Genomic DNA, 22,918 nt, shown 5'->3' on the forward strand with positions numbered 1-22,918 from the left:
ACGATTTTTTTGGTGAATTTCAAAAAAACCATGTCGTTCGAGTGCGATGGCCCTGACCCGTTCGGCCACACGCGCAATCGCCATGTCGGCAGAAGGCAAGGTCAAGAAAAACAGGCTGACGTGATAGCCCAGATTTTTCCATTCTTCGATGTGCCGCAAGTAGGCCAAGCCCGACAAGGTTGTCTCGAATGCAAAGCTCTCGCCGTGCGCAGCGCAACCCGACACCAACATGAACATCGATGGACATGTCCGATGTCGGGTTACGCTGCGCTAACCCGACCTTGTATTATTTTCCTTATGCACCAGCACCCGATCGCCATCGACCTTGCCTGGCGGTCGGGTGTGCATAGTCGGGGGGCACCCCGACTGAGTGGCTGGATGCCGTACCCGCCCTTGGGCCGCGCGCCCGCATGGTAGATCTTGCAGCGGCCACTCACCCTCACTTAAGAGATCGAACAGTATCTACCCAAGCTGTCCCGCGTTCGCGCTGCACGCTCCCTGTGGGGGCGACTGAAGTCGCCCCCACACAGGCACAACAACGCATCTGCAGCCGGATTTTAATGCTGCATTGCGTCATTTAAAAATACAAACACTTCTGTTTGTATTGGGTTAATCTCTACGAAAATACATGCCCGGGCGCACCGCAGCCCCGGCGCAATGACCACAAGCGAGGAGACGAGAGTGAACAAACCGGTCGAACCCCTGGCCCCCGGCGCAGCCCGCTGCCCCGGCCCCAGCACCGCCGAGATCATCCGGGCCGATGGCGACCACCCGCCCGCGCACCTCACCGAGTCGAGCTACAGTTTCATTGGCGACGCCGACATTCCGTTCAGCCGCTACACCTCCCGCGCCTTCCACGAGCTGGAGAAGGAAAAACTGTGGTCGAAGGTGTGGCAGTGGGCCTGCCGGGTCGATGACATTCCGGCCGCCGGCGACTACTTCGTGTATGAAATCACCGACAAGTCGGTGATCGTCGTGCGCACCGAAAGCGGTGAGATCAAGGCCTACCCCAACGCCTGCCTGCACCGCGGCACCCAGCTCAAGCCGGCCGGCTCGGCCGGGCGCTCCAAGCAGTTGCGCTGCCCCTTCCACGGCTTTACGTGGTCGCTCGAAGGCGCGCTCACCGATGTGCCCTGTCGCTGGGATTTCCCCCACATCAGTGACGACAACTTTCACCTGCCGGAGCTGCGCGTCGACACCTGGGGCGGCTTTGTCTTCATCAACTTCGACCCGAACGCAGCGCCGCTGGCCGAACACCTGGGCGTGCTGCCAAAGCATTTTGCCAACTGGGATCTCTCCGCCAAGTTCACCGCCAAACACGTGCGAAAGCTGCTGCCGGCCAACTGGAAGGCCTGCCTCGAAGCCTTTCTCGAGTCCTACCACGTGCTGGAGACACACCCCCAGGGCGTGCTCACCGTGGGCGACGCCAACAGCCAGTACGACATCTACGGCGACACGGTGTCGCGCTTTGTGCACCTGGTTGGCTACCCCAGCCCGCACCTCAAGGAAAGCTTCAGCCAGCAACAACTGCTGGACGCACTGATGGGCGAGGGCGTGGTCGAGGGCATTGCCGATGGCGCCACCAAGCTGCGCGTCCCCGAGGCCCAACACCTGCCTGTTCCCGTCGCTGCTGTTCCCGATGGTCTATCGCTTCCGGCCCAACGGCAACGACCCGGATTCGTGCATTTTCGATCTGCTGTTCCTGCAGCCCGTGCCCGATTCCGGCGAGCGCCCGGAGCCGGCCGAAATGGTGGAGCTGGATTTCGAGCAGTCCTTCCATGAAGTGCCGGGCTTCGATCCGGGCCTCGCCACCATCTACGACCAGGACACCGGCAACCTCATCGGCCAGCAGCGGGGCTTCAAATCGAGCACCAAGCCCGGCCAGACCCTCGGCAACTACCAGGAAGTCCGCGTGCGCCAGCTTCACCAGACCATCGACAAGTTCCTGGCACGCGACTGAACGCGCTGCACCCGAAGAGATAGAGAGACATACCGACATGCAAAGACTGAATGGCAAGGTGGCGCTGGTGACCGGCGCCGCATCCGGAATCGGCGCCGGCATCGCGCGCTGTTTCATCGCCGAGGGCGCCCGGGTGCTCCTCACCGACATCAAGGACGCCCAGGGCGCCGCGCTGGCCGACGAACTCGGCCCCAACGCGGCTTACCTGTCCCTCGACGTGGGCGACGAAGCCGCCTGGCAGGCCGCCGTGGCCGACGTGGAAAAGCGCTGGGGCCGGCTCGACGTGCTGGTGAATAACGCCGGCATTTCCTACCCCGGCCACATCGAGGCCGCCACGCTCGACGACTGGAACGCCCACATGCGCGTGCATGGCGTGGGCACTTTTCTTGGCTGCAAATATGGCGTGGGCAGCATGAAGAAAAGCGGCGGCGGCGCAATCGTCAATATCTCGTCGGTGGAAAGCATCCGTCCGGGGCCGCTGTTCGTCAGCTACGCCGCGGCCAAGGGCGCCCAGGACGCAGTGACCAAAACGGTGGCCCTGTACTGCGGCGAGCAGAACTACAACATCCGCTGCAACTCGGTGCATCCGGCCGCCACCCGCACCCCCAACCTGCAGCAATACCTCGACGCATCCGACGACCCGGCCGGGCTCGAAGCCATCTACGCCGGCATGCAGCCGCTCAGGCGCATTGCCGAGGTGAGCGAGATCGCCGCCGCGGTGCTCTTTTTGGCCAGCGACGAGGCCAGCTTCATGACCGGCCACCAGATGTACGTGGATGGCGGCGTGCTGGCCAAACCCTATCCGGCCGGGGAGGGCGCCTGAGATGACCCTCGAACAACTCGAAAAGACCGTTGCCGAACTGCAGGCCAAGCAGGATCTGCACGAACTCAACGTGCGCTACGCCAACGGCGTGGACCGCCGCGACCGGGCGCTGCTCGAAACCTTGTGGTGGCCTGATTCGGTCATCGACTTCGGGCTCTTCGTGGGCAGCGGCGCGCAGTTTGCCGAGGTGATCAGCGCCCCCAATCCGGCGGTGGAGATCACCACCCACTTTGCCTCCAACGAACTCTTTGAGCTGGACGGCGACCGTGCCACCGGCCGCAGCTACGTGATCGGCACCAGCGTCAGCGTTGCCGCCGACGGCAGCAAGACCGACCAGATGGTCAGCGGGCGCTACCTCGACAAGTACGAACGGCGCGGCGGGGTGTGGAAATTCACCCACCGGCTGTTCGTGGTGGACTGGATCGTCACCCAGCCCAGTTCGGCCATCTGGGATGCCGGCATCGGCGCCGCCGCCAAGCGTGGCCGGCCGGGGCCGGACGACGTGTCCCATGAATTCTTCAAAGCGGAGAAAGAAGCATGAGTACCGAATTCCACCCCGTTCTGAATGCCGCCGAACTGCCTGCCGGCGCCAGCAAGGCCGTGCATATCGACGGCCACGACATTCTCGTCGGCAACGCCGCCGGCGAGTTCTTTGCCGTGCAGAACCGCTGCACCCACCAGGATTCGCCCCTCGAAGGCGGACGCATCCGCAACGGCCTCATCGCCTGCCCGCTGCACGGCGTGATGTTCGACGTGCGCACCGGCTGCGGCCGTGGCCAGATGGGCCGCGTGCCCCTGCGCACCTTCGCCCTGCGCGTGGTGGAAGGCCGCATCGAGGTATCGCTGGCCGCGCCAGTGGCCGCGGCTTGAACGAGGACACAGCGAGGAAAAAACATGAACGACCGTATTTCCATGCCCCTGATTCCCGGCGACTACGCCGGCCTGCCCCCCGGCGCGGCGCGCTGCCCCGGCCCCAGCGCCCAGGACATCGTGGCCCGGGACGAAAACCCGCCGCCGCCGGTCCTGCGGGAGTCCCGCTACGAGTTTCTCGGCGACGCGGACATCGACTACCGCCGCTACACCTCCCGCGAGCATTACGAGCAGGAAATGACCCACGTCTGGGCCAAAACCTGGCAATGGGCCTGCCGCGAAGAACACATTCCCCAGGTGGGCGATTACTACGTGTATGAGGTGGGCCCCCATTCGGTGCTGGTGGTACGCACCGAAAGCGGCATCAAGGCCTATTACAACTCGTGCCTGCACCGGGGCACCAAGCTGCGCCCGGAAGAGGGCATGGGCTCGGCCCAGGAACTCCGCTGCCCCTATCACGGCTGGACCTGGAGCCTCGAAGGGCGCCTCAAAAGCGTGCCCTGCGCGTGGGATTTTCCGCATGTGAAGCCCGAGGCCTACAGCCTGCCGGAAGTGAAGGTGGGCCTGTGGGGCGGCTTCGTGTTCATCAACCTGGATGAAAACGCCCCGTCGCTGGAGAGCTACCTCGAAGTGCTGCCCGAGCATTTTCGCGACTGGGATCTAGGCCAGCGTTACACCGAGCTGCACATGGGCAAAGTATTGCCTTGCAACTGGAAGACCGGGCTGGAAGCCTTCATCGAGTCCTATCACGTGCTCGAAACCCACCCGCAACTGCTCCACGGCACCGGCGACGCCAACGTGCAGTACGACCTCTACGGCGATCACGTCACCCGCTTCTACGCCGTGGGCGGGGTGAATAGCCCCCACCTCGACAAACCCCTCGGCGAGCAGGAGCTGGTCAACACCATGCTGATCGGCGACCGCTCGGTGGTCAGCGACGATCTGGTGGTGGGCGAGGGCGAAACCGCCCGCATCGTGATGGCCCGCTTCCTGCGCAAGATTCTTGGCGAGAAGTACGCCACCGATCTTTCCGGCGTGTCGGATGCCGAGATGATCGACACCATCGAGTACCACCTCTTTCCGAACATGATCCTGTTCCCTGGCGTATCGCTGCCGATGGTGTATCGCTTCCGCCCGCTGGGCATGGAGCCGGAGCGCTGCCTGTTCGAGATCCTGTTCTTGCGCCCGGTGCCGGATTCGGGCCAGCAGCCGGATCCGCCCGAGATGGTTCTGGTTGGCGAGGAGGAGTCCTACTCGGTGGTGCCCGGCCTCGACCCGGTGCTGGCCCGCGTGTATGACCAGGACACCGCCAATCTGCGCTCCCAGCAACTGGGCTTCAAGGCCTCGAAAAAAGCCGGCCAGACCCTCGGCAACTACCAGGAAGCGCGCATCCGCCACTTCGAGCGGACGGTCGATCGCTACCTGGCCCGCGCCGCGGCGGCGAAGTAGGCGGCCATGGATGCCCTCAAGGTTGTCAGCTTCCTGAAGCGCCGGGCCGATTTCAGCCTGGCCGAATTCAGCCAGTACTGGCGCAGCACCCACAAGGCCCACGCGCTGAAGCTGGTCGAGGCCGGCTTCTTCAGCGGCTACATCCAGAACCATGCGCTGGAGCCGGCGCTGGAAGGCCTCGAAGCGATGGCCGACGGCTCGCCGGAACTGTGGATCGACGAGGTGGCGGCCCTCACGCGCCTCGTCGAAAGCCGCGAATACAAGGAAGGCGCCGGGCCCGACGAAGCCTGCTTCATGACGCCACCGTCCATCGCCTGCGTGGCCCGCGAGCGGGTGGTGGATGGAATCGCCCGCGGGCCGGCGCTGGAAGGCGCGGTAAAGCTGATGCTGGTGGTGCGGCGCGACCCGGCGCTGGGCCGGGAGGCCTTCACGCGTTGCTGGCTGGCCGGCGACGGCCCGCTGCTGATGCCGGCCGCCCGACCCCTGCGCCTGACCCGTCAGGCGGTGGAAGCCGGCCCTGATGACGAAACGCCTTTTGACGGCGTCGAATGCAGCTGGTGGCTTGATGCTGCCAGCGCCCGCACGGCATGGGCCGCTCGCGAAGCCCGCGCCGGCCAGGGCCTGGCAGACCTGCGCAGCCTGCGCGGGCTGCTGGTTCGCGAAGAAGTGGTGCGGGCGCCCGCCGTCACTGCCTGAATCCACACACTGAACCCATGAAGGACAGCAAATGATCGGACCGATTCTGAAAGACAAGGTAGCCATCGTTACCGGCGGTGCCCAGGGCATGGGGGCAGCCACGGCGATCCTGTTTGCCGAGGCCGGCGCCCGCGTGGTGGTGGCCGACATGAACGAAAGCGACGGCCGCGCTGTGGTGGCCGGGATCGAAAAGGCCGGCGGCACCGCCATGTTCCACAAGGTGAATGTCTCCATCGGCGCCGAGGTGGACGCCCTCGTCCGCGCCACGGTCGAGTGCTACGGGCGGCTCGATGTGGCGGTGAATAACGCCGCCGTCACCCCCGACACCAGGCTGCTGTCGGAGATGGACGAAAGCCAGTTCGACCGGGTCATCGCGGTCGACCTGAAAGGCGTCGCCCTGTGCCTCAAGTACCAGCTCTCTCAGATGATCCGCCAGGGGCAGGGCGGCTCCATCGTCAATATCGGCTCGGTCAGCTCTTTCCGCCCCCAGCCCAACAACGCCGCCTACGTGGCCGCCAAGCACGGAGTCATCGGCCTGACCAAGGTTGCCGCGCTGGAAAACGGCGCGCACAAGATTCGCGTCAACGCCGTGGCGCCGGGCGCCATCGACACCCCGATGCTGCGCAACGCCCTCGCCGCAATGGGCGCGTCCGAGGCCGATTTTGCGCCGGCCCTGAGCCTGCTCGGCCGCTTTGGCGACGCGCGGGAAGTGGCCCAGGCCAGCCTGTGGCTGGCGTCCGACCTGGCCTCGTATGTCACCGGCACCACCATCAACGTGGATGCCGGCTACGCCAATCGCTGATTTTCACCCCCTGAAGTACGCACCACCCCACCACGGAACGGAGACATAAGAATGAGCAATAACAACGAACTGGCCCTGCTGCAGGAACTTGAAGACAAACAGGCTTTGCGTGAAGTGAGCACCCTGTTCGCCCGCGCCCTCGACCGTGCCGACGGCCCGCTGCTGGCCAGCCTGTTTGCCGACGGTGCCCAGGTGAGCATCGGCGCCTTCAGCGGCCCGGCCAGTGAATTCGTCGCCGGCGGCATCAGCCCGGCCGGCCTCGAGCGCAGCTTCCATTCGGTGTCCAACGAGTTCTACCAGATCGATGGCGACAGCGCCCGGGGCGAGATCTACGTGATCGACGTGGCCACCTGGAACACCGACGGCGGCAAGACCGACACCCTGATCGGCGGCCGCTACGTGGACGCGTACAGCAAGGTGGGCGGCGCCTGGAAGATTGCCCGCCGCACCTTCGTGCACGAATGGAACATGAGCTTCCCGACCACCACCGTGTGGGACGAAGGCCTGTTCGGCATGATCAAGCTGCGCGGCACCCGCGGCAAGGACGACCCGATCTACACCATCCTCGGAGGCCAGGCATGAGCACGTCCGCCCGCATCCGTGCCCTGGCGGACAAGCAGGCCATCTACGACCAGATGTGCCGTTACATCCAGGCGGTCGATCGTTGCGACCTCGAATTGCTCAAATCCACCTTCCACCACGACGGTTCGGTGATTTTTGGCATCTTCGACGGCAACGCCCACGATTTTTGCGACTACGACATCCCCTTCATCAAGGACAACCTGGTGTGGGCCTACCACCGCATCGCCAACGTGGTGATCGAACTGGACGGCAACCGGGCCACCGCCGAGTCCTACATGCTCGGCAACGCGGCGGCGGCGCTGCCCGACGGCAACAAGATCAACTGCCCCGACAACATGCGTTACCGCGACGTGTGGGAGAAGCGCGATGGCGTATGGCGCATGTGGAAGCGCGACCTGGTGATGGACTGGAACGCCTGCTGGGCCTACGCCGGCCGCAGTGACGGCCGGTTTGCCGACTACCGCGTGCAGGGCACCCGTGGTCGCGAGGATCTGACCTACCGGATGAAGCTCATCCCCTGACTCATACCGCGGCGCGGGTTCGGCTGACGCCGCCCGCGCCGCGCCACGGAGAACCCCCATGACCATCGCCGTTTCCGCCCGCATCGAAGTCGCTCCCGCCCACCTTGCCGCCTTCATGGAGGCCGCGGCCCCGGCCATCAGCGCCACCCGCCAGGAGCCGGGCTGCCGCCTTTACGCCTTTGCCCGTGATTTTCAGCAGGACAACCTGATCTGGGTGTCCGAGGAATGGACATCCGACGCGGCGCTCACCGAACACCTGGCCACGCCGCACATCGGCGAGTTTCTGTCCCGCATTTCAAAGCTGAGCCTGCTCAGCATGGAAGCCCGCAAATACGAAGTCAGCCACGTGGGCACGATAACGCCGCCACCCGCGGCATGAACCGGAGCAAACCCCATGAGCCAGCGTTTTGAGAACAAGACCGTCCTGATCACCGGCGCCGCCTCCGGGCTGGGCCTTGCCAGCGCCATCCAGCTTGCCCGGGAAGGCGCCCGGCTGGCCCTGGTGGACATCAACCGCGCCAGCCTGGACGACGCCGGGCAGGCCATTCTGTGCGCTGCGCCCAGGGCCGATCTGCTGCTGATCGCCGCCAGCGTGACCGACGAAGCCGCCGTGCAGGACTTTGTCCGGGCCACCGTGGACAGGTTCACAAGCCTCGACGGCTTCCTGAACAACGCCGGCATCGAAGGCAAGCAGAACCCCACTGCCGATTACCCCAGCAGCGAATTCCAGCGCGTGATCGACGTGAACCTCAACGGCGTGTTCTACGGCCTCAAGCACGTGCTGACCGTGATGAAGGCGCAGGGCTTTGGTTCCATCGTCAATATGGCCTCGGTGGGCGGCTTGCGCGGGGTGGGCAATCAGGCCGGCTACTCGGCCAGCAAGCACGGCGTGGTCGGGCTGACGCGCAACGCGGGCGTGGAATACGGGCAGTACGGTATCCGCATCAACGCGGTGGCGCCCGGCGCAATCATGACCCCGATGGTGGAAGGCTCGCTCAGGCAGATGGGCGGCGAGCGCTGGCAGGAGGTTGGCCAGGAGTTCGTCAGCGTCAACCCCATGAAGCGCTTCGGAAAGCCCGAAGAAGTGGCCCACCTGGTGGCATTTTTGTTGTCGGACGAATCCACCTTCATCAACGCCACGGCCATTCCGATCGACGGCGGCCAGTCCTTCAAATATTGAGATCAACCGGTAACCAACATGATCAGAGCCATTCACCATGTCGCGCTCTCCACCGCGAACCTTGCGCGCCTGCAGGCGTTTTACTGCGGGCTCCTGGGCTTCACGGAGCTGTCACGCACCACCTGGAAGGGCGACCAGCACAAGATCGACCTTGTGATGGCGCTCCCCGGAACCGCGGCCACCACCGTGATGCTCCAGCTCGGCGCCACCTGCGTGGAGCTGTTCCAGTTCGAGGCGCCGGCCCAGCCCTTGCCCGCCGAGGGCGATCGCCCGGTGCACAAGCACGGCATCACCCACTTGTGCTTCGATGTGGATGACGTGGAGGCCGAATACCAGCGCCTGCTCGCCGCCGGCGTGCGCTTTCATACGCCGCCCCAGGATTTTGGCACTGCCCGCGCCACCTACGGGCGCGACCCGGACGGCAATGTCTTCGAATTGCAGCAGTTGATGTAACAAACGCCCGGCCGGAGGCAGCCAGGGGGCCATACAGGTCCACCAATGCCTCCGCGCCATGGCATTGTTCAGGGAACATTCAAGGTTTCCCGAAACGCCCGATGACCGACTCCGTTATTTCAGACCTGCGCCCGGACGAGCATGACGCACCCGTGCCGCAGGGCAAAAGCCAGCGCACCCGTCAGCAGATCCTCGAAGCAACGCTCCATTGCCTCGCCGACTGGGGCTACAGCCACACCACCAACGAGTCGATCGCCATGCGGGCCAAAGTGTCCCGCGGGGCGGTGACCCACCATTTTCCGTCGCGTATTGCGTTGTTCCGGGAGTTTGCTGTTTACCTGATGGAGTTGCGGGTTGCCGAATACACCGACATGGTCCGCCGCATTGCCAGCGGCCTCGAGGGCGGCCCCACCTTCGAGGCCATGCGCCTGACCCTCGACCTGATGCACCATGACTATTCAACCAGCGCCTGCTTTCACGCCCTGCAGGAGTTCATGCGCGGCACCCGCGGAATCCGCACCCTGGGCAAGCTCGCCGCCACGCTGGCCAAGGATATCGACACCCGCGAACTGCAGATTCGCGCCGAGCTGCTGCCCGTGTGGAAAGAGTTTCCTGAAACCAGCGAGGTGCTGCGCGACCTGACCGTTTATGTGCTTGCCAGTGTCTCCATGACCCCCGGGCCCTGTGCCGACCCGGCGCGTCGGGACCGGCTGTTCAGGCTCGTCGCCCTGGCGGCAATGACCGAACTCGAACGCGCGCAGCAATCCCGCTGAAGCAGCCCCCTGTAGGTCAGGTTAGCCCGCAGGGCGTAACCCGACACCAACATGAACATCGATGGGCACGTCCGATGTCGGGTTACGCTGCGCTAACCCGACCCAAGCTGGCTCTGCCTTTCGACGAGTCAATGGCCGGGTTGGGTCAATAAGATCGATGTGCCGGGATCACGCGAGATCGAAGCGATCCAGGTTCATCACCTTGTTCCAGGCGGCCACGAAGTCATTCACGAAGGCCTGCTGCGCGTCGCTGGACGCATAGACTTCGGCGAGTGCCCGCAGCTGGGAGTTCGAGCCGAACACCAGATCGACGACGGTGCCTGTCCACCTGAGTTCGCCCGTTGCCCGGTCGTGTCCCTCCAGCACACCTTCTGAGGTGGCCAACTTTTGCCACTTCGTGTTCATGTCGAGGAGATTCACGAAGAAATCGTTGGTCAATGTGCCGGGCCGCGTGGTGAACACGCCGTGCCGGGATTGTCCGACGTTGGCGTTCAGGGCGCGCAGGCCGCCGATCAGAACCGTCATCTCGGGTGCGCTGAGGGTCATCAATTGCGCCTTATCCACCAGCAACTCGGCCGCATGGCCTTCGAGCCCCTTCCGAATGTAGTTGCGGAAACCGTCGGCGGCAGGCTCCAGCACGGCAAACGAGTCCACATCGGTCTGTTCCTGCGAGGCATCCGTACGCCCCGGCGAGAAGGGTACCGTGACGTCGTGCCCGGCCTTTTTCGCGGCGGCCTCGACGGCAGCACAGCCGCCCAGCACGATCAGGTCGGCAAGCGAGATCTTCTTGCCGCCGGACTGCGCGCCATTGAAGTCTTTCTGGATCGCCTCCAGCGTTTGCAAAACCTGCGCCAGTTCGGCCGGTTCGTTGGCTTCCCAGTCCTTCTGCGGCGCGAGGCGGATACGCGCTCCGTTGGCGCCGCCGCGCTTGTCGCTGCCGCGGAAGCTTGCTGCCGACGCCCACGCCGTGGTGACCAGCCGCGAGACAGACAAGCCCGAGGCGAGCACCCTGGCTTTCAGGGCTGCAATGTCCTGTGCATCGACCAGTGGGTGATCCACGGCGGGAACCGGGTCTTGCCAGATCAGCACTTCCTTGGGCACCAGCGGGCCGAGGTAGCGAGCCAGCGGCCCCATGTCGCGGTGGGTCAGCTTGTACCAGGCCCGGGCGAAGGCGTCTGCGAATTCCTGCGGATTGGCCAGGTAACGCCGGGCGATCTTTTCATAGGCCGGGTCCATTCTCAGGGCGAGGTCGGCCGTGGTCATCATGGGCGCATGCCGCCTCGAGGGATCATGGGCGTCGGGTACGGTGCCCGCGGCAGAGGCGTCCCTGGGGGTCCATTGCTGGGCACCGGCGGGGCTCCTGGTCAGCACCCATTCGTACTTGAACAGGATGTCGAGGTAATCGTTGTCCCACTGGATCGGGTTGGTGGTCCAGGCGCCTTCAATGCCGCTGCTGATGGTGTGCACGCCTTTACCCGTGCCAAAGCTGTTCTTCCAGCCGAGGCCTTGATCCTCGATGGGGGCCGCTTCGGGTTCGGGGCCGACGTACTGGCCCGGATCGGCCGCGCCGTGGCACTTGCCGAAGGTGTGCCCGCCGGCGACGAGCGCCACGGTTTCCTCGTCATCCATCGCCATGCGGGCAAAGGTTTCGCGGATGTCGCGTGCCGATGCAACCGGATCGGGGTTTCCGTTGGGGCCTTCCGGGTTTACGTAGATCAGGCCCATCTGCACCGCAGCGAGCGGGTTTTCGAGTTCGCGGTCGCCGGTGTAGCGCTGGTCGTCCAGCCATTTGCCCTCGGGGCCCCAGTAAATGTCTTCTTCGGGTTCCCAGATGTCTTCGCGCCCGCCGGCAAAGCCGAAGGTCTTGAAGCCCATCGAATCCAGGGCGACGTTACCGGCCAGGACGATCAGGTCGGCCCAGGAGATTTTCTGGCCGTATTTCTGCTTGATGGGCCACAGCAAGCGGCGCGCCTTGTCGAGGCTTACGTTGTCGGGCCAGCTGTTGAGGGGAGCAAAGCGTTGTGCGCCGCCGCCGGCACCGCCGCGGCCGTCGGAAATACGATAAGTGCCCGCACTGTGCCAGGCCATGCGGATGAAGAACGGCCCGTAATGGCCGTAGTCGGCAGGCCACCAGTCTTGCGAATCCGTCATCAGGGCGTGGAGATCCTTGATCACGGCGTCCAGGTCGAGGCTCTTGAAGGCCTCGGCGTAGTTGAATTTGTCGCCCAGGGGGTTTGAGCGGGGGGAATGCTGGTGCAGGATTTTCAGGTTCAGCTGATTTGGCCACCAGCCGGCGTTGGCGGGGCCCCCAGCCACGGTCGGTTTGCGAGCACCGCCCGAGAACGGGCATTTTGCTTCGTTTGACATGTTTTTCTCCTTTGGCTGTTTGTCAGTGACTGCTTGAACTCAGTGTAGGGCTTGGGCAAGGATCGACCCAATTGGTTTTAGCAATGCGATTCATAGTTTGATTCTGATCGCTTAGCGGGCCTGCCCCGTGTCGGGTGCCGCCTGGAAAACCCGGGCCGCATCCCATAGAATTCGGGCCGCGGTTCGACCGCAGTTCAAACGCTGTTCAATGTTTCCGCGCATCGGGGCCAGCCACGACGGTTGGCCTTTTTGTTGCCGGATCGATTTCTTATAGCTCATCCGTACGCCATCCCCCATGCAAGCCTTGCTCGACGCCATCGCAACAATGACCCTTCCCACCGATGCCGGGCGCGTGTTTCACGGGCGAGGGGGGCTTTACCCCGGCTGCGAACACTGGACGCTGGACGCGTTTCCGCCGGTCTGGGTGGTGACCAGCTTTCTGCCGGTGACGGATGCCGAACTCGCCACACTCCATGCCGCCTTGGCGGAACGCTGGGCACAGCTCACCCCCGAAGCGCCCCTGAACTGGGTCTTTCAGTACCGCTGCGAAGCCCGGGCCGAAACACGCCTGATGGCCGGGAGCGTTCCCGAGCCCCACGTGGTTACAGAAAACGGAACGCATTTTCGGGTTCATCTGCTCAAGGGGCTGAACCACGGCTTCTTTCTCGACATGGCCGAGGGCAGGCGTTGGGTGCGCGAGCATGCGGCAGCCCGCCCGGGGCTGAAGGTGCTCAATCTGTTTGCCTACAGTTGCGCTTTTTCGGTTGTTGCGTTGCAGGCCGGCGCCGGGCAGGTGATCAACATGGACATGAGCGACGGCGCGCTGGCCATCGGCAAGCGCAACCACCTGCTCAACGGCCTCACGCTCGGCGCCCGCTTTCTGCCTCACGACATCTTCAGCTCGTGGGGCAAGATCGGTCGCGACGGCCCTTACGACTTGATCATTCTCGATCCGCCCAGCTACCAGAAAGGCAGCTTCATCGCCGAAAAGGATTACGCCCGCCTGATGCGCCGCCTGCCAGATCTGCTGGCCCCCGGCGGGCATGCGCTGCTGTGCCTTAATTCGCCGAAGCTGGGCGTCGCCTTTTTAACGGATCAGATGCAGGCGCTGGCGCCCCAATTAAGCTTCGAGCAGCGCCTGCCCAATCCGCCGGAGTTTGCCGATGTTTCCAGCGAGCGCTCGCTGAAGGTGCTCGTATACAAGTCGCCGGATTGATCCGGCTGATACCGCCGAAAACCAGCGTCTCGCATGCGTCAGCTCCGGGATCGGCCCGGCGCCTGACCCGCAACGCAGTTCTCCAGCACGGCCCGGCTTGTTTTAACCAGGCGCTGCAGCTGGGCTTCGTGTTCAGGCGCCCCGACTTGTTCGGTAGCGCCCTGCAGCACGCCCAGGGCCTCGCGCAGGGCCGCTTCGAGCTTCTTGCTCGCGGTAATGTCGACGAAGGTCATCACCACGCCGTCGATACGGTTGTCCTGGGTGCGGTAGGGCATGATGCGCGCCGTGAACCAGCGCCCGTCGCGGCTGGCAACCTGGTGTTCCTGGAACACCAGCGAGCGTAATACCTCGCGTACATCCTCGGCCATCGCCGGATAGTCCAGCTGGGTGACAAGATCGGTGACCAGCCGCCCGGCGTCGCCCGGAATCAGCTTGATGATGCTGGCTGTCCTGGGGGTGAAGCGGCGCACCCGGAGGGCGTCGTCGAGAAAGAGGGTGGCGATGTCGGTGCTGTTGAGGAGGTTTTTCATGTCGTCACTGGTGCGCGACAACTCGTCCAGCCGGGCCTGCAATTCGTGATTGACCGTTTGCAGTTCCTCGTTCATCGACTGCATTTCTTCCCGCGAGGTGGTCAGCTCTTCATTGGTGCTCTGGAGTTCCTCGTTGGTGGATTGCAGCTCTTCGTTGGCGGATTTCAATTCCTCCTGAGAGCTTTGCATTTCTTCACGGGTGGCCTGCAGCTCTTCGTGGGCGTGCTGCAGTTCCTGCTGCACGGCGGCCAGCCGGCTGCCGGGAACGGTGGCTTTCTGGAGGCCGTGGTTCACGGCGATTGCCGGTGCGGGCGCTGCCTGAACCGGCGTCACGCTGGAAAAGACAATCAGCACCATGCCCCGCATCGCCGCCGGTTCGCTCAGGGGATGGACGGTGACATCCACGAACTGGGTGCCGCCGTTTGATCCCACCTCGAGCGCTTTCAGCTTGACGATCTCGTTGCTGCGCAGGGCCTGGGCGAAGGCGATGTTCAGCGGCGCGGCCAGGCCCTCGCGGGCCATTGCAAAGATGTTCAGGTTGGCTTTTCCGACGGCAGGCTCAAGGTATTGGCCGGTCTTGCCACTCAGATAGACCAGATCACCGGTGCTGGCAGTGAGCACGGCCACCGGACAATATTGCTGCAGCAGCAGTCCTTCGATGCAGTCCTGCAGGCTGGGCGGGTTGGTGGTTGGCGAAAGCTGCTGCGCGGCGCCTATCGCAACGCTGCTGCGGCCGGGCGAGCCCGAAAACCCGGTCAGCCTGGCCCGCACGGCTACGTCCCGACGCTGGTAAATGCGGTTCCTGCCCGGCAGGAGCATGAACAGATCGGCAGCCTGGCCCGCCGTTTCCGAGCTTCCCAGCACCAGGACACCACCGGGGTTGAGGCAGTAATGGAAGATCGGCAGAAGCCGGCTCTGCAGGCTGGCATCCAGGTAAATCAGCAGGTTGCGGCACACAAGCAGATCAAGCTTGGTAAAGGGCGGATCCGTGATGACGTTCTGGGTGGCGAAGATCACCATCTCACGGACGCTCTTGCTCACTTTGTAGCCGTACTCATCCTGCACGAAAAACCGGCGCAGGCGTTCTTCCGTGACATCGGCGGCGATGCTCTGCGGATAGACGCCGCTGCGCGCCTGCTCGATCACATCGGGCTGTATGTCCGAGGCGAAGATCTGCAGCGAATACCGGGCCACAGGTTTCAGCTCATCCAGCGCCTCGCGGAACACCATGGCCAGCGAATAGGCCTCTTCGCCGGTTGCGCAGCCCGCGCTCCAGGCCCGCAGCACGCCGCCATCCGGATGGGCCGCCATCAGCGCCGGGATGACATCGGTCTTGATGTGCTCCCACACCGCCGGATCACGGAAGAAGTGGGTCACGCTGATCAGGAGTTCGTTGAACAGGAGGTCCGCCTCATGGGGGTTTTCGCGCAGGTAATGCACGTAGTCGTCGGTGCCGGACAGTTGGTGCAGGCCGATCCGCCGTTCGATCCGGCGGTAAAGGGTGCTCTTTTTGTAAGCGGAAAAATCGTGGCCGGTCTGGGCGCGCAGCAGGAGCAGCACCTTTTCGAGGCTGTCCGGGTCGGTGCTGCTCAGGGGCGTGGAGGCCGGCTCGGAGTCGCCGGAGCCCCGCGGCATGTGCTGCACATAGGTGGCAATCCGGCTTGCCAGTTCTTCGGCAGGCGCCACCACGTCGGCCAGTCCGGCCTCGATGACGCTGCGCGGCATGCCATCGAACTTGGCTGAATCGACACTCTGCACAAAGGCCGCACCGCCTTTTTCCTTGATGGCGCGCAGCCCCAGCGTGCCGTCCGAGCCCATGCCCGAGAGCACGACGCCAATGCTGCGCCCCTGCTGGTCATCGGCCAGCGCCCGGAAAAAATGGTCGATGGGCAATCTCAGCCCGTGGGGCGCGATCGGGTCGAGCAGATGCAGCACCCCGTGCAGGATCGACAGATCACGGTTGGGAGGAATCACATAGACGGCGTTCGGCACAACCCGCATCCGGTCTTCGATCTGCCGAACCGGCATGACGGTGCTGCGCTGCAACAGCTCCACCATCATGCCCTTGTAGTTCGGGTCCAGGTGCTGCACCACGACGAAGGCCAGGCCACAGCCCATCGTGGCGTGCCCGAGGAGGCCTTCGAGTGCTTCCAGCCCACCGGCCGAGGCACCGACGCCTACGATGGTCACGCACTCTACCGGGGCATTGTCGCCATTCGCTTGATTCGTTGCCTTCGAGTTGGAAAGGGGGCGGGTCTTCCGGGGGGCTTTGCTTTTTTTCATGGTCTGCTCACGGCATCCAGATTGGTCAGGCACGGTAACAAATCAGCATGGTACAGATCAGGACCACCCCATCGCCCCGCCAGCCTGGACCCACGGCGGGCATGTCTGCTCAAAAAGGGCCGGAGGCTGGAGATTTTTATATGTGGCAATTTATCAAATATATAGTTTTAATGTGATTTCTGATTTTGAAGTACGCCAAAAAACGCTTTGTAACGTTTCACACGGAGCTTGAGCGCAATAATCGGCAAAAATGCCAAATAAATCATGACTTCCGGTTCCACCCCTGACGACGACCTGCGCCGATCCGCCGAGAGCCGCCTGAATGGCATATCGCAGCCGGCTTTGCCCCTGCAGGCTGCGCTTGACGCTCAGCGGCTCGTCCATGAGCTGCAGGTTCATCAGATCGAACTCGAATTGCAGAACGAGGAACTGCGGGCCTCGCGGGCACAGCGCGAAGCCCTGCTGGCGCGCTACACCGAACTCTACGACTTTGCGCCGGTGGGCTATTTCACCCTGGCACGCGACGGCACGATCCTGCAAACCAACCTGCTTGGCGCGAGCCTGCTGGGAATCGAGCGTTCAAACCAGCAGGGCAGGCGCTTCGGCCTGTTTGTCGAAGCGGCCCAGCGGCCGTGCTTCAACCTCTTCATGGAGCAGGTCTTTACCGGCCAGCCAAGGCTGCCCTGCGAATTGCAGCTTGGCGCGGAAGGTAACGCGCCACTGGTGGTGGACATGAAGGCCACGCTGGCGCCCGACGGCCAGACATGTCACGCGGTAGCGGTGGACATCACCGCGCGCAAGCTCGCCGAGGCCGAGTTGCGCATCAGCGAAGAGCGGCTGGCCATGGCCCTGGCCGGCTCGGGGCTGGGCTTGTGGGATTGGGAGGTGAAGTCCGATCGTGTCGTGTGCGACGAGCGGTGGCCGGCGACGCTCGGCTACGCCGCCGGCGAACTGCCTTCCAGCCTGAGTGACTGGAAACTGCGCGTGCACCCCGATGACCTTGCCGCCGCGACGGCGGCCCTGGGGGCTCACCTGAATGGCGACACCGGCGAATACGAATCGGAACACCGTGTGCGCCACAAGAACGGCCACTGGATCTGGTTGCTGGCCCGGGGCAAGGTGATTGCCCGCAATGCGGCGGGCGAGCCGCTGCGCATGGCCGGCACCTTTCTCGATATCAGTCACAACAAGCGGCTGGCGCGCGAATCGTCCGGCCTGCTTCAGAAAATCGAAGGCCTTTTGCACGACGCGGCACGGGTTTCCAAGCCCGACGCGTCTACCGGCACTCCGCCGCCGGGCAAGCCGAGTGACGCGCTCAGTCGCCGGCAGAAGCAGATCCTCAAGCTCATCGCCTCCGGATGCACGTCGGCCGACATTGCCGTGAAGCTGGAGATCGCCCCGCTGACGGTGGCCGCGCACCGGCGCGAGCTGATGCGCAAGCTGGATCTGCACAGCGTCGCGGACCTGACCCGCTTCGCGATCCAGGAGCGGCTGCTCGACGATTGAGCACGCCGCCGCGCCAAACCGCACGGCAACAAATCCATTGATAGTAGTTTCAGGAGGGTAGTTTTCTACTCCCCCCCGGTGATTACCCACGCCATGCCCAGGGGCTATATTTGAACTGCAGCGCAGGTGGATTGCCGTTTGCAAGCACCGCAAGGGCAACGCCTTGATGCACCGATGTGAGCGGCATATTCCGCCAGGGGCAGCGTCAAAAATAACCGGAACAACTGCTGAATGAATGCATTGAGTGGTGGTGTCCCTTTCCATGCCCATGACTATCGCGGAGCCCATCATGCCGCTGGCTGATCTCATACGCTATTTCAATATGCAGCTCCACCGGCCCCCGCACACCAAGGAGGGCGGCTATTTCGCCCTTGCCGGGGGGCAGGTGCAAGCCCATTTCAAGGGGCGTGTTTTTGGCACGCTGTTTCAGCCCCAGGTCAGGCGCGGGGGCCACATCGTTTGCCATGAAGCCTTCCTTCGCGAGCTGACCCCCGACGGGGAGGGGCTGTCGACGCAGATGCTCTTCGAGCAGTCTCCCGAACACGAGCTGATCCAGCTGGACCGCATGGCCCATGACCTTCACGCACTCAACTTCGTGCTGCAGCACGGCCAGCAAAACAGTTTTCTCGCGCTCAACTTCAGTCCCGAATCCCTGCTGGCGCTCCAGGGCGACGAGGGCAAGGTCTTCGATGCGGTGCTCTCCAGTTGCGGCCTGAAGGCCGAGCGCGTGGTGCTGGAAATGATCGATACCGGTTTTGGCGACTGTGCCGAGGTGGCCGCCGCGATCGCCCGCTACCGCACGAAGGGCTACCAGGTCGCACTCGACAATTTCGGCCGCTATTCCTGGGATCTCGAACGCCTCAAGACGCTCGCCCCGGACATTGTCAAGCTCGATCGCTGCCTGATCGGCCATGCGGGCCACCTGAGCCTCGCCAAGCAGGTACTGGTGGAATTGACCTCCGAGATCCAGGGCCTCGGGATGGTGGTGGTCAGCCAGTGCATCGAAAACGCGCAGCAGCTTCAGGCCGCCATGGAAAGCAGCGCAGACTGGTTCCAGGGCTATTTCATCGCACGTCCGGCACTGACCTGCCAGCCCTCGGTGGGCCTGGCTTATTCGTGTCCCGAAAGCCCGGCCCTGCCGATGATGATTCAAGCCTGAAGCGCCCCGAGCTTGGCGCGGGGCAGGGGATGGTGGTGTGTGGAAATCAGGTCTGGGTAAAAGAAAATCGTGAATATGGCAGATGTCCTGGTTGCAGATCATCACGCTGTAGTTCGAAGCGGAATCAAGGAGTTCTTGGGGGCGACCAAGGATCTACACCTCGTTGGAGAGGCCGGCACGGCCTGCGAGCTTTTCGAATTGCTGAAGCGTGTTGCGTGCGACGTGGTGCTGCTCGAGATCAACTTGCCGGACATGAATGGGCTGGAGGTTCTCAAACGCATCAAGCGGGAGAGATCCGATCTGCCGGTATTGTTTTTCAGCATCTTTTCCGAAGACGACTTCGCCATTCCGGCAATCAACGACGGCGCGTCAGGCTATCTGACAAAGGATTGCCCGCCTGAGCAAATTCTGATGGCGCTCCGCACCATAGCCACCGGCGCCCGCTACTTCTCTCCCCGACTAACGGAAAAGCTGCTCGCCGGAACGGTGAATACGGGCAGGAAGATGCCGTATGAAACGCTTTCACAGAAGGAAAGGGATCTTCTGCTGCTGCTCAGCGAAGGCATGGCAACCAAGAAAATTGCCAGCAGCATGAATTTGAGCGTGAAAACGATCAACACCTACCGATCACGTCTTCTGAAAAAAACTTGGCCTGGATTCGAATGCCGGTGTGACACGCTACGTCATTGAGAAAAAACTGGGGTGAAGCCTCGGTTTTGGGCCGGCAAGTCCAATTCAGCAGATCAACGGCCATCGATGTTCAGTTCAATGTCGGCTTACGCTGCGCCAACCCGACCTGCTTGCTTTTTCGTGTGAAAAGGCTTTGTTGGACATCGAAATAAAGATGTTTACACACGAACAGCTTTATTCCGGCGTCGAAAGTCTTATCGGTGGCGCAGCGGGCCAGGATCTGCCAGCAGTTGCAGGGCCCGGGGATGGGGCCGGTTTTGGTGTAGGCGCAGATGGCGCCGCAGAAGGCGATGCGGGCGAACATGGCCAGGTTGAGGAGCGCCGCGTCGAGGATTTCGCCGCCCACGTTGTTGAAGAAGATGTCGAATTCCTTGAAGCGCACGGCGCCCGGCTTGTCCATGTGCTCGATCATCGGCGAGCCGTTGTCGTAGAAGACTTCGAGCAGGCGGTAGTCGCAGGCCGGCAGGCCGAGGAACGAGCCAGCAGGATTTTCTCAATTCCGAATGACGCGCGCTGGCCGGCGCCGAATAATCAATTGAGGAGACACACGATGACGGATATCACCGGCCTGCCCCGGACCGACAATTACCTGCTTGGCCACGCCCCCATGGACGACACCCACCGGGCGTTCGTCGAAGTGGTGGATGCCATGCTGAGCTGCGCCGACGAAGACTTTGCCCAGACGCAGCGAGCCTTCATCGTGCATGCCGAAAAGCACCTTGCCGACGAAAAGGCGTGGATGGAGGTCAGTGATTTTCCGGCCTTCAGTCGCCCATCCCCGCATTGAATCAAGGGCAAGCTGTTGATCAAAGTCCGCGGGCGACTGAAGTCGCGCCTAAGCCAAGTCGACCCCTGGCTTCAAAAACTGGCGCGCAAGCTCAGGCGCAGGGTTTGCGGTTCCAGCGGGTGAACCAGCCGGCCGTCGATGCCGCCGCCGCAGCTGCCCGACAGTGTTTCGTTGCGGGTACAGGCGCCGCCCCAGTACTCGATGTCGTTGGCCTTGCGCTTGAACAGGTTGAGCACGTCCAGCGTCAGCTGAAGCCTGGGATCGATGCGATAGCCCAGTTTCAGGTTGGTGAGCAGGAACGGGGTGGATTTTTCCTGGCCGGTTTCCTCCAGCGGATAGGCGCCCAGGTAGCGCAGGCGCACTCCGCCAAACCATTTGCCGCCGGGGTCGAGCGTGCCGCCAAGCGAGGCTGTAAGGGGTATGGCATTGGGCACACGGGTGCCGCCCGTGTCGGCGTTGGCCTGCTTGAAGCGGGCGTGGGAAAGGGCCACATCCGCGTCGATGATCACGCCATGGGCGGCGGTGATGTAATTGGACCATTCGAGGCCGTGGCGGCGTGAGGCGCCTTTGGGCTCGGTGACACCTTCGTCGCCGATGAAGACCAGCTCCGAGGCGAGGTCCATCTGCCACACCGACAGGCTGCTGCTCCAGCCCGGCAGCGGCATGGTGCGCATGCCGATTTCCGACCCTCTGGCCTTGACCAGCAGCGGAACCCGGCTGATCGCGCTGCCATCGACCGGGTTGACGGTGCTGGTTGCACCGCGCGCATCGTTGCTGTGAAAGCCGTGCCCCCAGTTGGCGTAGAACTCGGTTGCGCCGAGCAGCTGGAAGGGGCCGAGCACGAGGCCGAGCTTGGGGCTGGTCTGGCCGGCGCGTGTCTTGCCGCCGTTGCCCAGGTTGAATTCGCCGCCGGTGGCCGTAACCCTGGCGTCCACTTCGTCGTGCCGGAGGCCGACCGTGCTACGCAGCCACGGTTGCCATTCGGTGCGGGCTTCGAGGAACAGGCTGGCCGATGTCTCGGTGATCCTGTCCTGCCGCACCGTGTCCGTGCGCAGCCTGTCCTCGGTGCGGTACAGGCCGACCGAACGGATGCGGTCCTGGCGCAACTGGATGCCGGCGCTCAGTTCCGAATCCCTGAATGCCGGCCCTAGAAACCAGCTGCGGCTGGCCTGGCCGCCCCACACGGTGCGCGCATCCGCCTGTTCGTGCTGGTCACCCTGCGGGCCGTTGATGAAGCCCGAGGGCGCCGAGAACAGGTTCAGGCCGTAGTTGATGACGTAAAAGCCGGCCCTGCTGGCGCCGTCCTGGTCGGGGCGAGCCCATTCACCCGACAGGCTGTAACGGTGGGTCTTGCCGCCGTCCCTGGGGGAGAGCGCGCCGTAGCGGCCGATTTCTCCGCTGTCGATGGCTCGCTCCGGCACATGTTCGGTGGCCGTCCAGCTGGCCGCGTAGGCCATGGCGGTGAGTGAGAAACCCTTGGCCGCGGTGCCGTCGGAGAGGCGCAGCACGGCGTTGTGCTTCTTCAGGTTTTCCGGCTGCTGCCACGGGCCGTCGTTGCCGGCGAGTTCAAGCGCGCCGAGCAGTTGCAGGCCGCCACCGACTTCCCGGCTGCCTGCCGCCAGCGCACGGCGGTAGCCGTTCTGGCCGAGGCTGATGTCGGCAAAGGGGCTGGCCAGCTGACGTTGATAGTCGATACGCGCTGAGCCGGTAGTTGCAAAATCCCCGTCCTCGGCGGAGTAAACGCCCTTGCGGTATTTGAGGCTGCCAATCAGTTCGGGGATCAGGAAGTTCAGATCCATGTAGCCCTGCCCGTGAGCGTGGCTGACCATGTTCACGGGCATTCCCATGACGTGGGTGGAAAAATCGCTGCCGTGGTCGAGGTTGAAACCGCGCAGGAAATACTGGTTGGCCTTGCCGTCGCCCGAGTGCTGGGTGACCACCATGCCGGGGATGGTTTCCATGACTTCGGCAGGCCGCAGCAGCGGGCGATTGGCCAGCTGCCTGGCAGTGACCGTGCCTTCGGTGGCGGAATCGGCGACGCCGATCAGATCCTGGCTGCGGGTGCTGACCGTGACTTCCTGCAGCGTCGGAACGCCTGCGGCGTGGGCGATGCCCGAGAGCGCACTGGCCAGCAGGGCGGCAATGGCGGAAGCGTTGCCGCGGGAAAGAGCGAGAACGGTGGCGTGCAAGGGGATTCTCCGTACATCTAAGTGCTGTGTGTTGATCGGGCAGCGGCGGTCGGCTTTTCGGTTGGCTCTGCCATCGTTGTCT

At 63.6% G+C, this 22,918-nt stretch carries 22 protein-coding genes and 2 pseudogenes; 19 read left to right on the forward strand and 5 right to left on the reverse strand.

Translation table 11 applies throughout. From position 1 onward, the window contains the following. A pseudogene (locus Q1W26_RS15065) lies at positions 1–237 on the reverse strand (hypothetical protein); the annotation flags it as partial. Between the two features lie 420 nt (positions 238–657). Between Q1W26_RS15065 and Q1W26_RS15070 the strand changes: the two are divergent. The 14 genes and pseudogenes from Q1W26_RS15070 to Q1W26_RS15135 all read left to right on the forward strand — a co-directional run. Continuing rightward, positions 658–1,371: pseudogene (locus Q1W26_RS15070) on the forward strand (Rieske (2Fe-2S) protein); the annotation flags it as partial. A gap of 268 nt (positions 1,372–1,639) precedes the next feature. Then, positions 1,640–1,960, forward strand: a complete 321-nt coding sequence (locus tag Q1W26_RS15075) for an SRPBCC family protein (protein WP_300441887.1) — start codon at positions 1,640–1,642, stop codon at positions 1,958–1,960. Between the two features lie 37 nt (positions 1,961–1,997). After that, positions 1,998–2,783: an SDR family oxidoreductase gene (locus Q1W26_RS15080; RefSeq protein ID WP_300441890.1), complete on the forward strand. Its 786-nt coding sequence runs from the start codon at positions 1,998–2,000 to the stop codon at positions 2,781–2,783. Between the two features lies 1 nt (position 2,784). Beyond that, a complete protein-coding gene (locus Q1W26_RS15085) occupies positions 2,785–3,324 on the forward strand; it encodes a nuclear transport factor 2 family protein (RefSeq protein WP_300441893.1) in 540 nt (179 codons plus the stop codon). Next, complete coding sequence (locus Q1W26_RS15090; protein ID WP_300441896.1) at positions 3,321–3,653, forward strand: Rieske 2Fe-2S domain-containing protein; 333 nt, start codon at positions 3,321–3,323, stop codon at positions 3,651–3,653. Before Q1W26_RS15085 ends, Q1W26_RS15090 begins: the two co-directional genes overlap by 4 nt. A gap of 24 nt (positions 3,654–3,677) precedes the next feature. Next, a complete protein-coding gene (locus Q1W26_RS15095) occupies positions 3,678–5,102 on the forward strand; it encodes an aromatic ring-hydroxylating dioxygenase subunit alpha (protein ID WP_300441899.1) in 1,425 nt (474 codons plus the stop codon). A gap of 6 nt (positions 5,103–5,108) precedes the next feature. After that, positions 5,109–5,798 (forward strand): EthD domain-containing protein, encoded by a 690-nt coding sequence (locus tag Q1W26_RS15100; protein WP_300441902.1) that lies wholly within the window; start codon positions 5,109–5,111, stop codon positions 5,796–5,798. A 31-nt stretch (positions 5,799–5,829) separates the two neighbouring features. Next, complete coding sequence (locus Q1W26_RS15105) at positions 5,830–6,600, forward strand: glucose 1-dehydrogenase (protein ID WP_300441904.1); 771 nt, start codon at positions 5,830–5,832, stop codon at positions 6,598–6,600. 51 nt (positions 6,601–6,651) lie between these two features. Further along, positions 6,652–7,182, forward strand: coding sequence for a nuclear transport factor 2 family protein (locus tag Q1W26_RS15110; RefSeq protein ID WP_300441907.1), 531 nt, complete (start codon positions 6,652–6,654; stop codon positions 7,180–7,182). Continuing rightward, positions 7,179–7,703, forward strand: a complete 525-nt coding sequence (locus tag Q1W26_RS15115) for a nuclear transport factor 2 family protein (protein WP_300441909.1) — start codon at positions 7,179–7,181, stop codon at positions 7,701–7,703. The genes Q1W26_RS15110 and Q1W26_RS15115 overlap by 4 nt, the downstream gene beginning before the upstream one ends. A gap of 58 nt (positions 7,704–7,761) precedes the next feature. Further along, complete coding sequence (locus Q1W26_RS15120) at positions 7,762–8,082, forward strand: putative quinol monooxygenase (protein WP_300441911.1); 321 nt, start codon at positions 7,762–7,764, stop codon at positions 8,080–8,082. 15 nt (positions 8,083–8,097) lie between these two features. Next, a complete protein-coding gene (locus Q1W26_RS15125) occupies positions 8,098–8,883 on the forward strand; it encodes a glucose 1-dehydrogenase (protein ID WP_300441913.1) in 786 nt (261 codons plus the stop codon). An 18-nt stretch (positions 8,884–8,901) separates the two neighbouring features. Continuing rightward, on the forward strand, positions 8,902–9,336 hold the full coding sequence (locus Q1W26_RS15130; protein ID WP_300441915.1) for a VOC family protein: 435 nt from the start codon (positions 8,902–8,904) through the stop codon (positions 9,334–9,336). A gap of 101 nt (positions 9,337–9,437) precedes the next feature. Beyond that, positions 9,438–10,109 (forward strand): TetR/AcrR family transcriptional regulator, encoded by a 672-nt coding sequence (locus Q1W26_RS15135; protein WP_300441918.1) that lies wholly within the window; start codon positions 9,438–9,440, stop codon positions 10,107–10,109. Between the two features lie 168 nt (positions 10,110–10,277). On the opposite strand, the gene katG is transcribed toward Q1W26_RS15135, so the two are convergent. Beyond that, positions 10,278–12,476, reverse strand: a complete 2,199-nt coding sequence (gene katG, locus Q1W26_RS15140) for a catalase/peroxidase HPI (RefSeq protein ID WP_300441920.1) — start codon at positions 12,474–12,476, stop codon at positions 10,278–10,280. A gap of 295 nt (positions 12,477–12,771) precedes the next feature. Between katG and Q1W26_RS15145 the strand changes: the two genes are divergently transcribed. Continuing rightward, complete coding sequence (locus Q1W26_RS15145) at positions 12,772–13,692, forward strand: class I SAM-dependent methyltransferase (RefSeq protein WP_300441922.1); 921 nt, start codon at positions 12,772–12,774, stop codon at positions 13,690–13,692. A 38-nt stretch (positions 13,693–13,730) separates the two neighbouring features. Here the strand turns inward: Q1W26_RS15145 and Q1W26_RS15150 are convergent, their stop codons facing one another. Continuing rightward, positions 13,731–16,412, reverse strand: a complete 2,682-nt coding sequence (locus Q1W26_RS15150; protein ID WP_300441924.1) for a chemotaxis protein CheB — start codon at positions 16,410–16,412, stop codon at positions 13,731–13,733. A 357-nt stretch (positions 16,413–16,769) separates the two neighbouring features. Here Q1W26_RS15150 and Q1W26_RS15155 point away from each other — a divergent pair, with 357 nt between their 5' ends. From Q1W26_RS15155 to Q1W26_RS15165, 3 genes are all read left to right on the forward strand, one after another. Beyond that, positions 16,770–18,011: a PAS domain-containing protein gene (locus Q1W26_RS15155; protein WP_300441926.1), complete on the forward strand. Its 1,242-nt coding sequence runs from the start codon at positions 16,770–16,772 to the stop codon at positions 18,009–18,011. Positions 18,012–18,273: 262 nt separating this feature from the next. Then, a complete protein-coding gene (locus tag Q1W26_RS15160) occupies positions 18,274–19,170 on the forward strand; it encodes an EAL domain-containing protein (protein ID WP_300441928.1) in 897 nt (298 codons plus the stop codon). Between the two features lie 75 nt (positions 19,171–19,245). Beyond that, on the forward strand, positions 19,246–19,860 hold the full coding sequence (locus Q1W26_RS15165; protein WP_300441931.1) for a response regulator transcription factor: 615 nt from the start codon (positions 19,246–19,248) through the stop codon (positions 19,858–19,860). Between the two features lie 70 nt (positions 19,861–19,930). On the opposite strand, the gene Q1W26_RS15170 is transcribed toward Q1W26_RS15165, so the two are convergent. Beyond that, positions 19,931–20,260 (reverse strand): hypothetical protein, encoded by a 330-nt coding sequence (locus Q1W26_RS15170; RefSeq protein ID WP_300441934.1) that lies wholly within the window; start codon positions 20,258–20,260, stop codon positions 19,931–19,933. A 150-nt stretch (positions 20,261–20,410) separates the two neighbouring features. Between Q1W26_RS15170 and Q1W26_RS15175 the strand changes: the two genes are divergently transcribed. Next, the gene (locus tag Q1W26_RS15175; RefSeq protein WP_300441936.1) at positions 20,411–20,647 is read left to right on the forward strand and encodes a hypothetical protein; all 237 of its coding nucleotides are present in this window, start codon (positions 20,411–20,413) and stop codon (positions 20,645–20,647) included. 71 nt (positions 20,648–20,718) lie between these two features. Here Q1W26_RS15175 and Q1W26_RS15180 read toward each other — a convergent pair whose 3' ends face one another. Continuing rightward, on the reverse strand, positions 20,719–22,836 hold the full coding sequence (locus Q1W26_RS15180) for a TonB-dependent receptor (protein ID WP_300441938.1): 2,118 nt from the start codon (positions 22,834–22,836) through the stop codon (positions 20,719–20,721). Between the last annotated feature and the right edge of the window lie 82 nt (positions 22,837–22,918).

Source organism: Zoogloea sp., from assembly GCF_030157465.1.
Lineage (GTDB): Bacteria > Pseudomonadota > Gammaproteobacteria > Burkholderiales > Rhodocyclaceae > Zoogloea.

What these genes read in the sequence shown, in the direction of transcription:
- Q1W26_RS15160 (WP_300441928.1), top strand. Translation starts at nt 18,274, where the DNA reads ATGCCCATGACTATCGCGGAGCCCATCATGCCGCTGGCTGATCTCATA.
- Q1W26_RS15075 (WP_300441887.1), top strand. Translation starts at nt 1,640, where the DNA reads ATGGTCTATCGCTTCCGGCCCAACGGCAACGACCCGGATTCGTGCATT.
- katG (WP_300441920.1), bottom strand. Translation starts at nt 12,476, where the DNA reads ATGTCAAACGAAGCAAAATGCCCGTTCTCGGGCGGTGCTCGCAAACCG.
- Q1W26_RS15090 (WP_300441896.1), top strand. Translation starts at nt 3,321, where the DNA reads ATGAGTACCGAATTCCACCCCGTTCTGAATGCCGCCGAACTGCCTGCC.
- Q1W26_RS15125 (WP_300441913.1), top strand. Translation starts at nt 8,098, where the DNA reads ATGAGCCAGCGTTTTGAGAACAAGACCGTCCTGATCACCGGCGCCGCC.
- Q1W26_RS15155 (WP_300441926.1), top strand. Translation starts at nt 16,770, where the DNA reads ATGACTTCCGGTTCCACCCCTGACGACGACCTGCGCCGATCCGCCGAG.
- Q1W26_RS15120 (WP_300441911.1), top strand. Translation starts at nt 7,762, where the DNA reads ATGACCATCGCCGTTTCCGCCCGCATCGAAGTCGCTCCCGCCCACCTT.
- Q1W26_RS15145 (WP_300441922.1), top strand. Translation starts at nt 12,772, where the DNA reads ATGCAAGCCTTGCTCGACGCCATCGCAACAATGACCCTTCCCACCGAT.
- Q1W26_RS15175 (WP_300441936.1), top strand. Translation starts at nt 20,411, where the DNA reads ATGACGGATATCACCGGCCTGCCCCGGACCGACAATTACCTGCTTGGC.
- Q1W26_RS15105 (WP_300441904.1), top strand. Translation starts at nt 5,830, where the DNA reads ATGATCGGACCGATTCTGAAAGACAAGGTAGCCATCGTTACCGGCGGT.
- Q1W26_RS15130 (WP_300441915.1), top strand. Translation starts at nt 8,902, where the DNA reads ATGATCAGAGCCATTCACCATGTCGCGCTCTCCACCGCGAACCTTGCG.
- Q1W26_RS15135 (WP_300441918.1), top strand. Translation starts at nt 9,438, where the DNA reads ATGACCGACTCCGTTATTTCAGACCTGCGCCCGGACGAGCATGACGCA.
- Q1W26_RS15165 (WP_300441931.1), top strand. Translation starts at nt 19,246, where the DNA reads ATGGCAGATGTCCTGGTTGCAGATCATCACGCTGTAGTTCGAAGCGGA.
- Q1W26_RS15115 (WP_300441909.1), top strand. Translation starts at nt 7,179, where the DNA reads ATGAGCACGTCCGCCCGCATCCGTGCCCTGGCGGACAAGCAGGCCATC.
- Q1W26_RS15100 (WP_300441902.1), top strand. Translation starts at nt 5,109, where the DNA reads ATGGATGCCCTCAAGGTTGTCAGCTTCCTGAAGCGCCGGGCCGATTTC.
- Q1W26_RS15095 (WP_300441899.1), top strand. Translation starts at nt 3,678, where the DNA reads ATGAACGACCGTATTTCCATGCCCCTGATTCCCGGCGACTACGCCGGC.
- Q1W26_RS15110 (WP_300441907.1), top strand. Translation starts at nt 6,652, where the DNA reads ATGAGCAATAACAACGAACTGGCCCTGCTGCAGGAACTTGAAGACAAA.
- Q1W26_RS15085 (WP_300441893.1), top strand. Translation starts at nt 2,785, where the DNA reads ATGACCCTCGAACAACTCGAAAAGACCGTTGCCGAACTGCAGGCCAAG.
- Q1W26_RS15170 (WP_300441934.1), bottom strand. Translation starts at nt 20,260, where the DNA reads ATGGACAAGCCGGGCGCCGTGCGCTTCAAGGAATTCGACATCTTCTTC.
- Q1W26_RS15080 (WP_300441890.1), top strand. Translation starts at nt 1,998, where the DNA reads ATGCAAAGACTGAATGGCAAGGTGGCGCTGGTGACCGGCGCCGCATCC.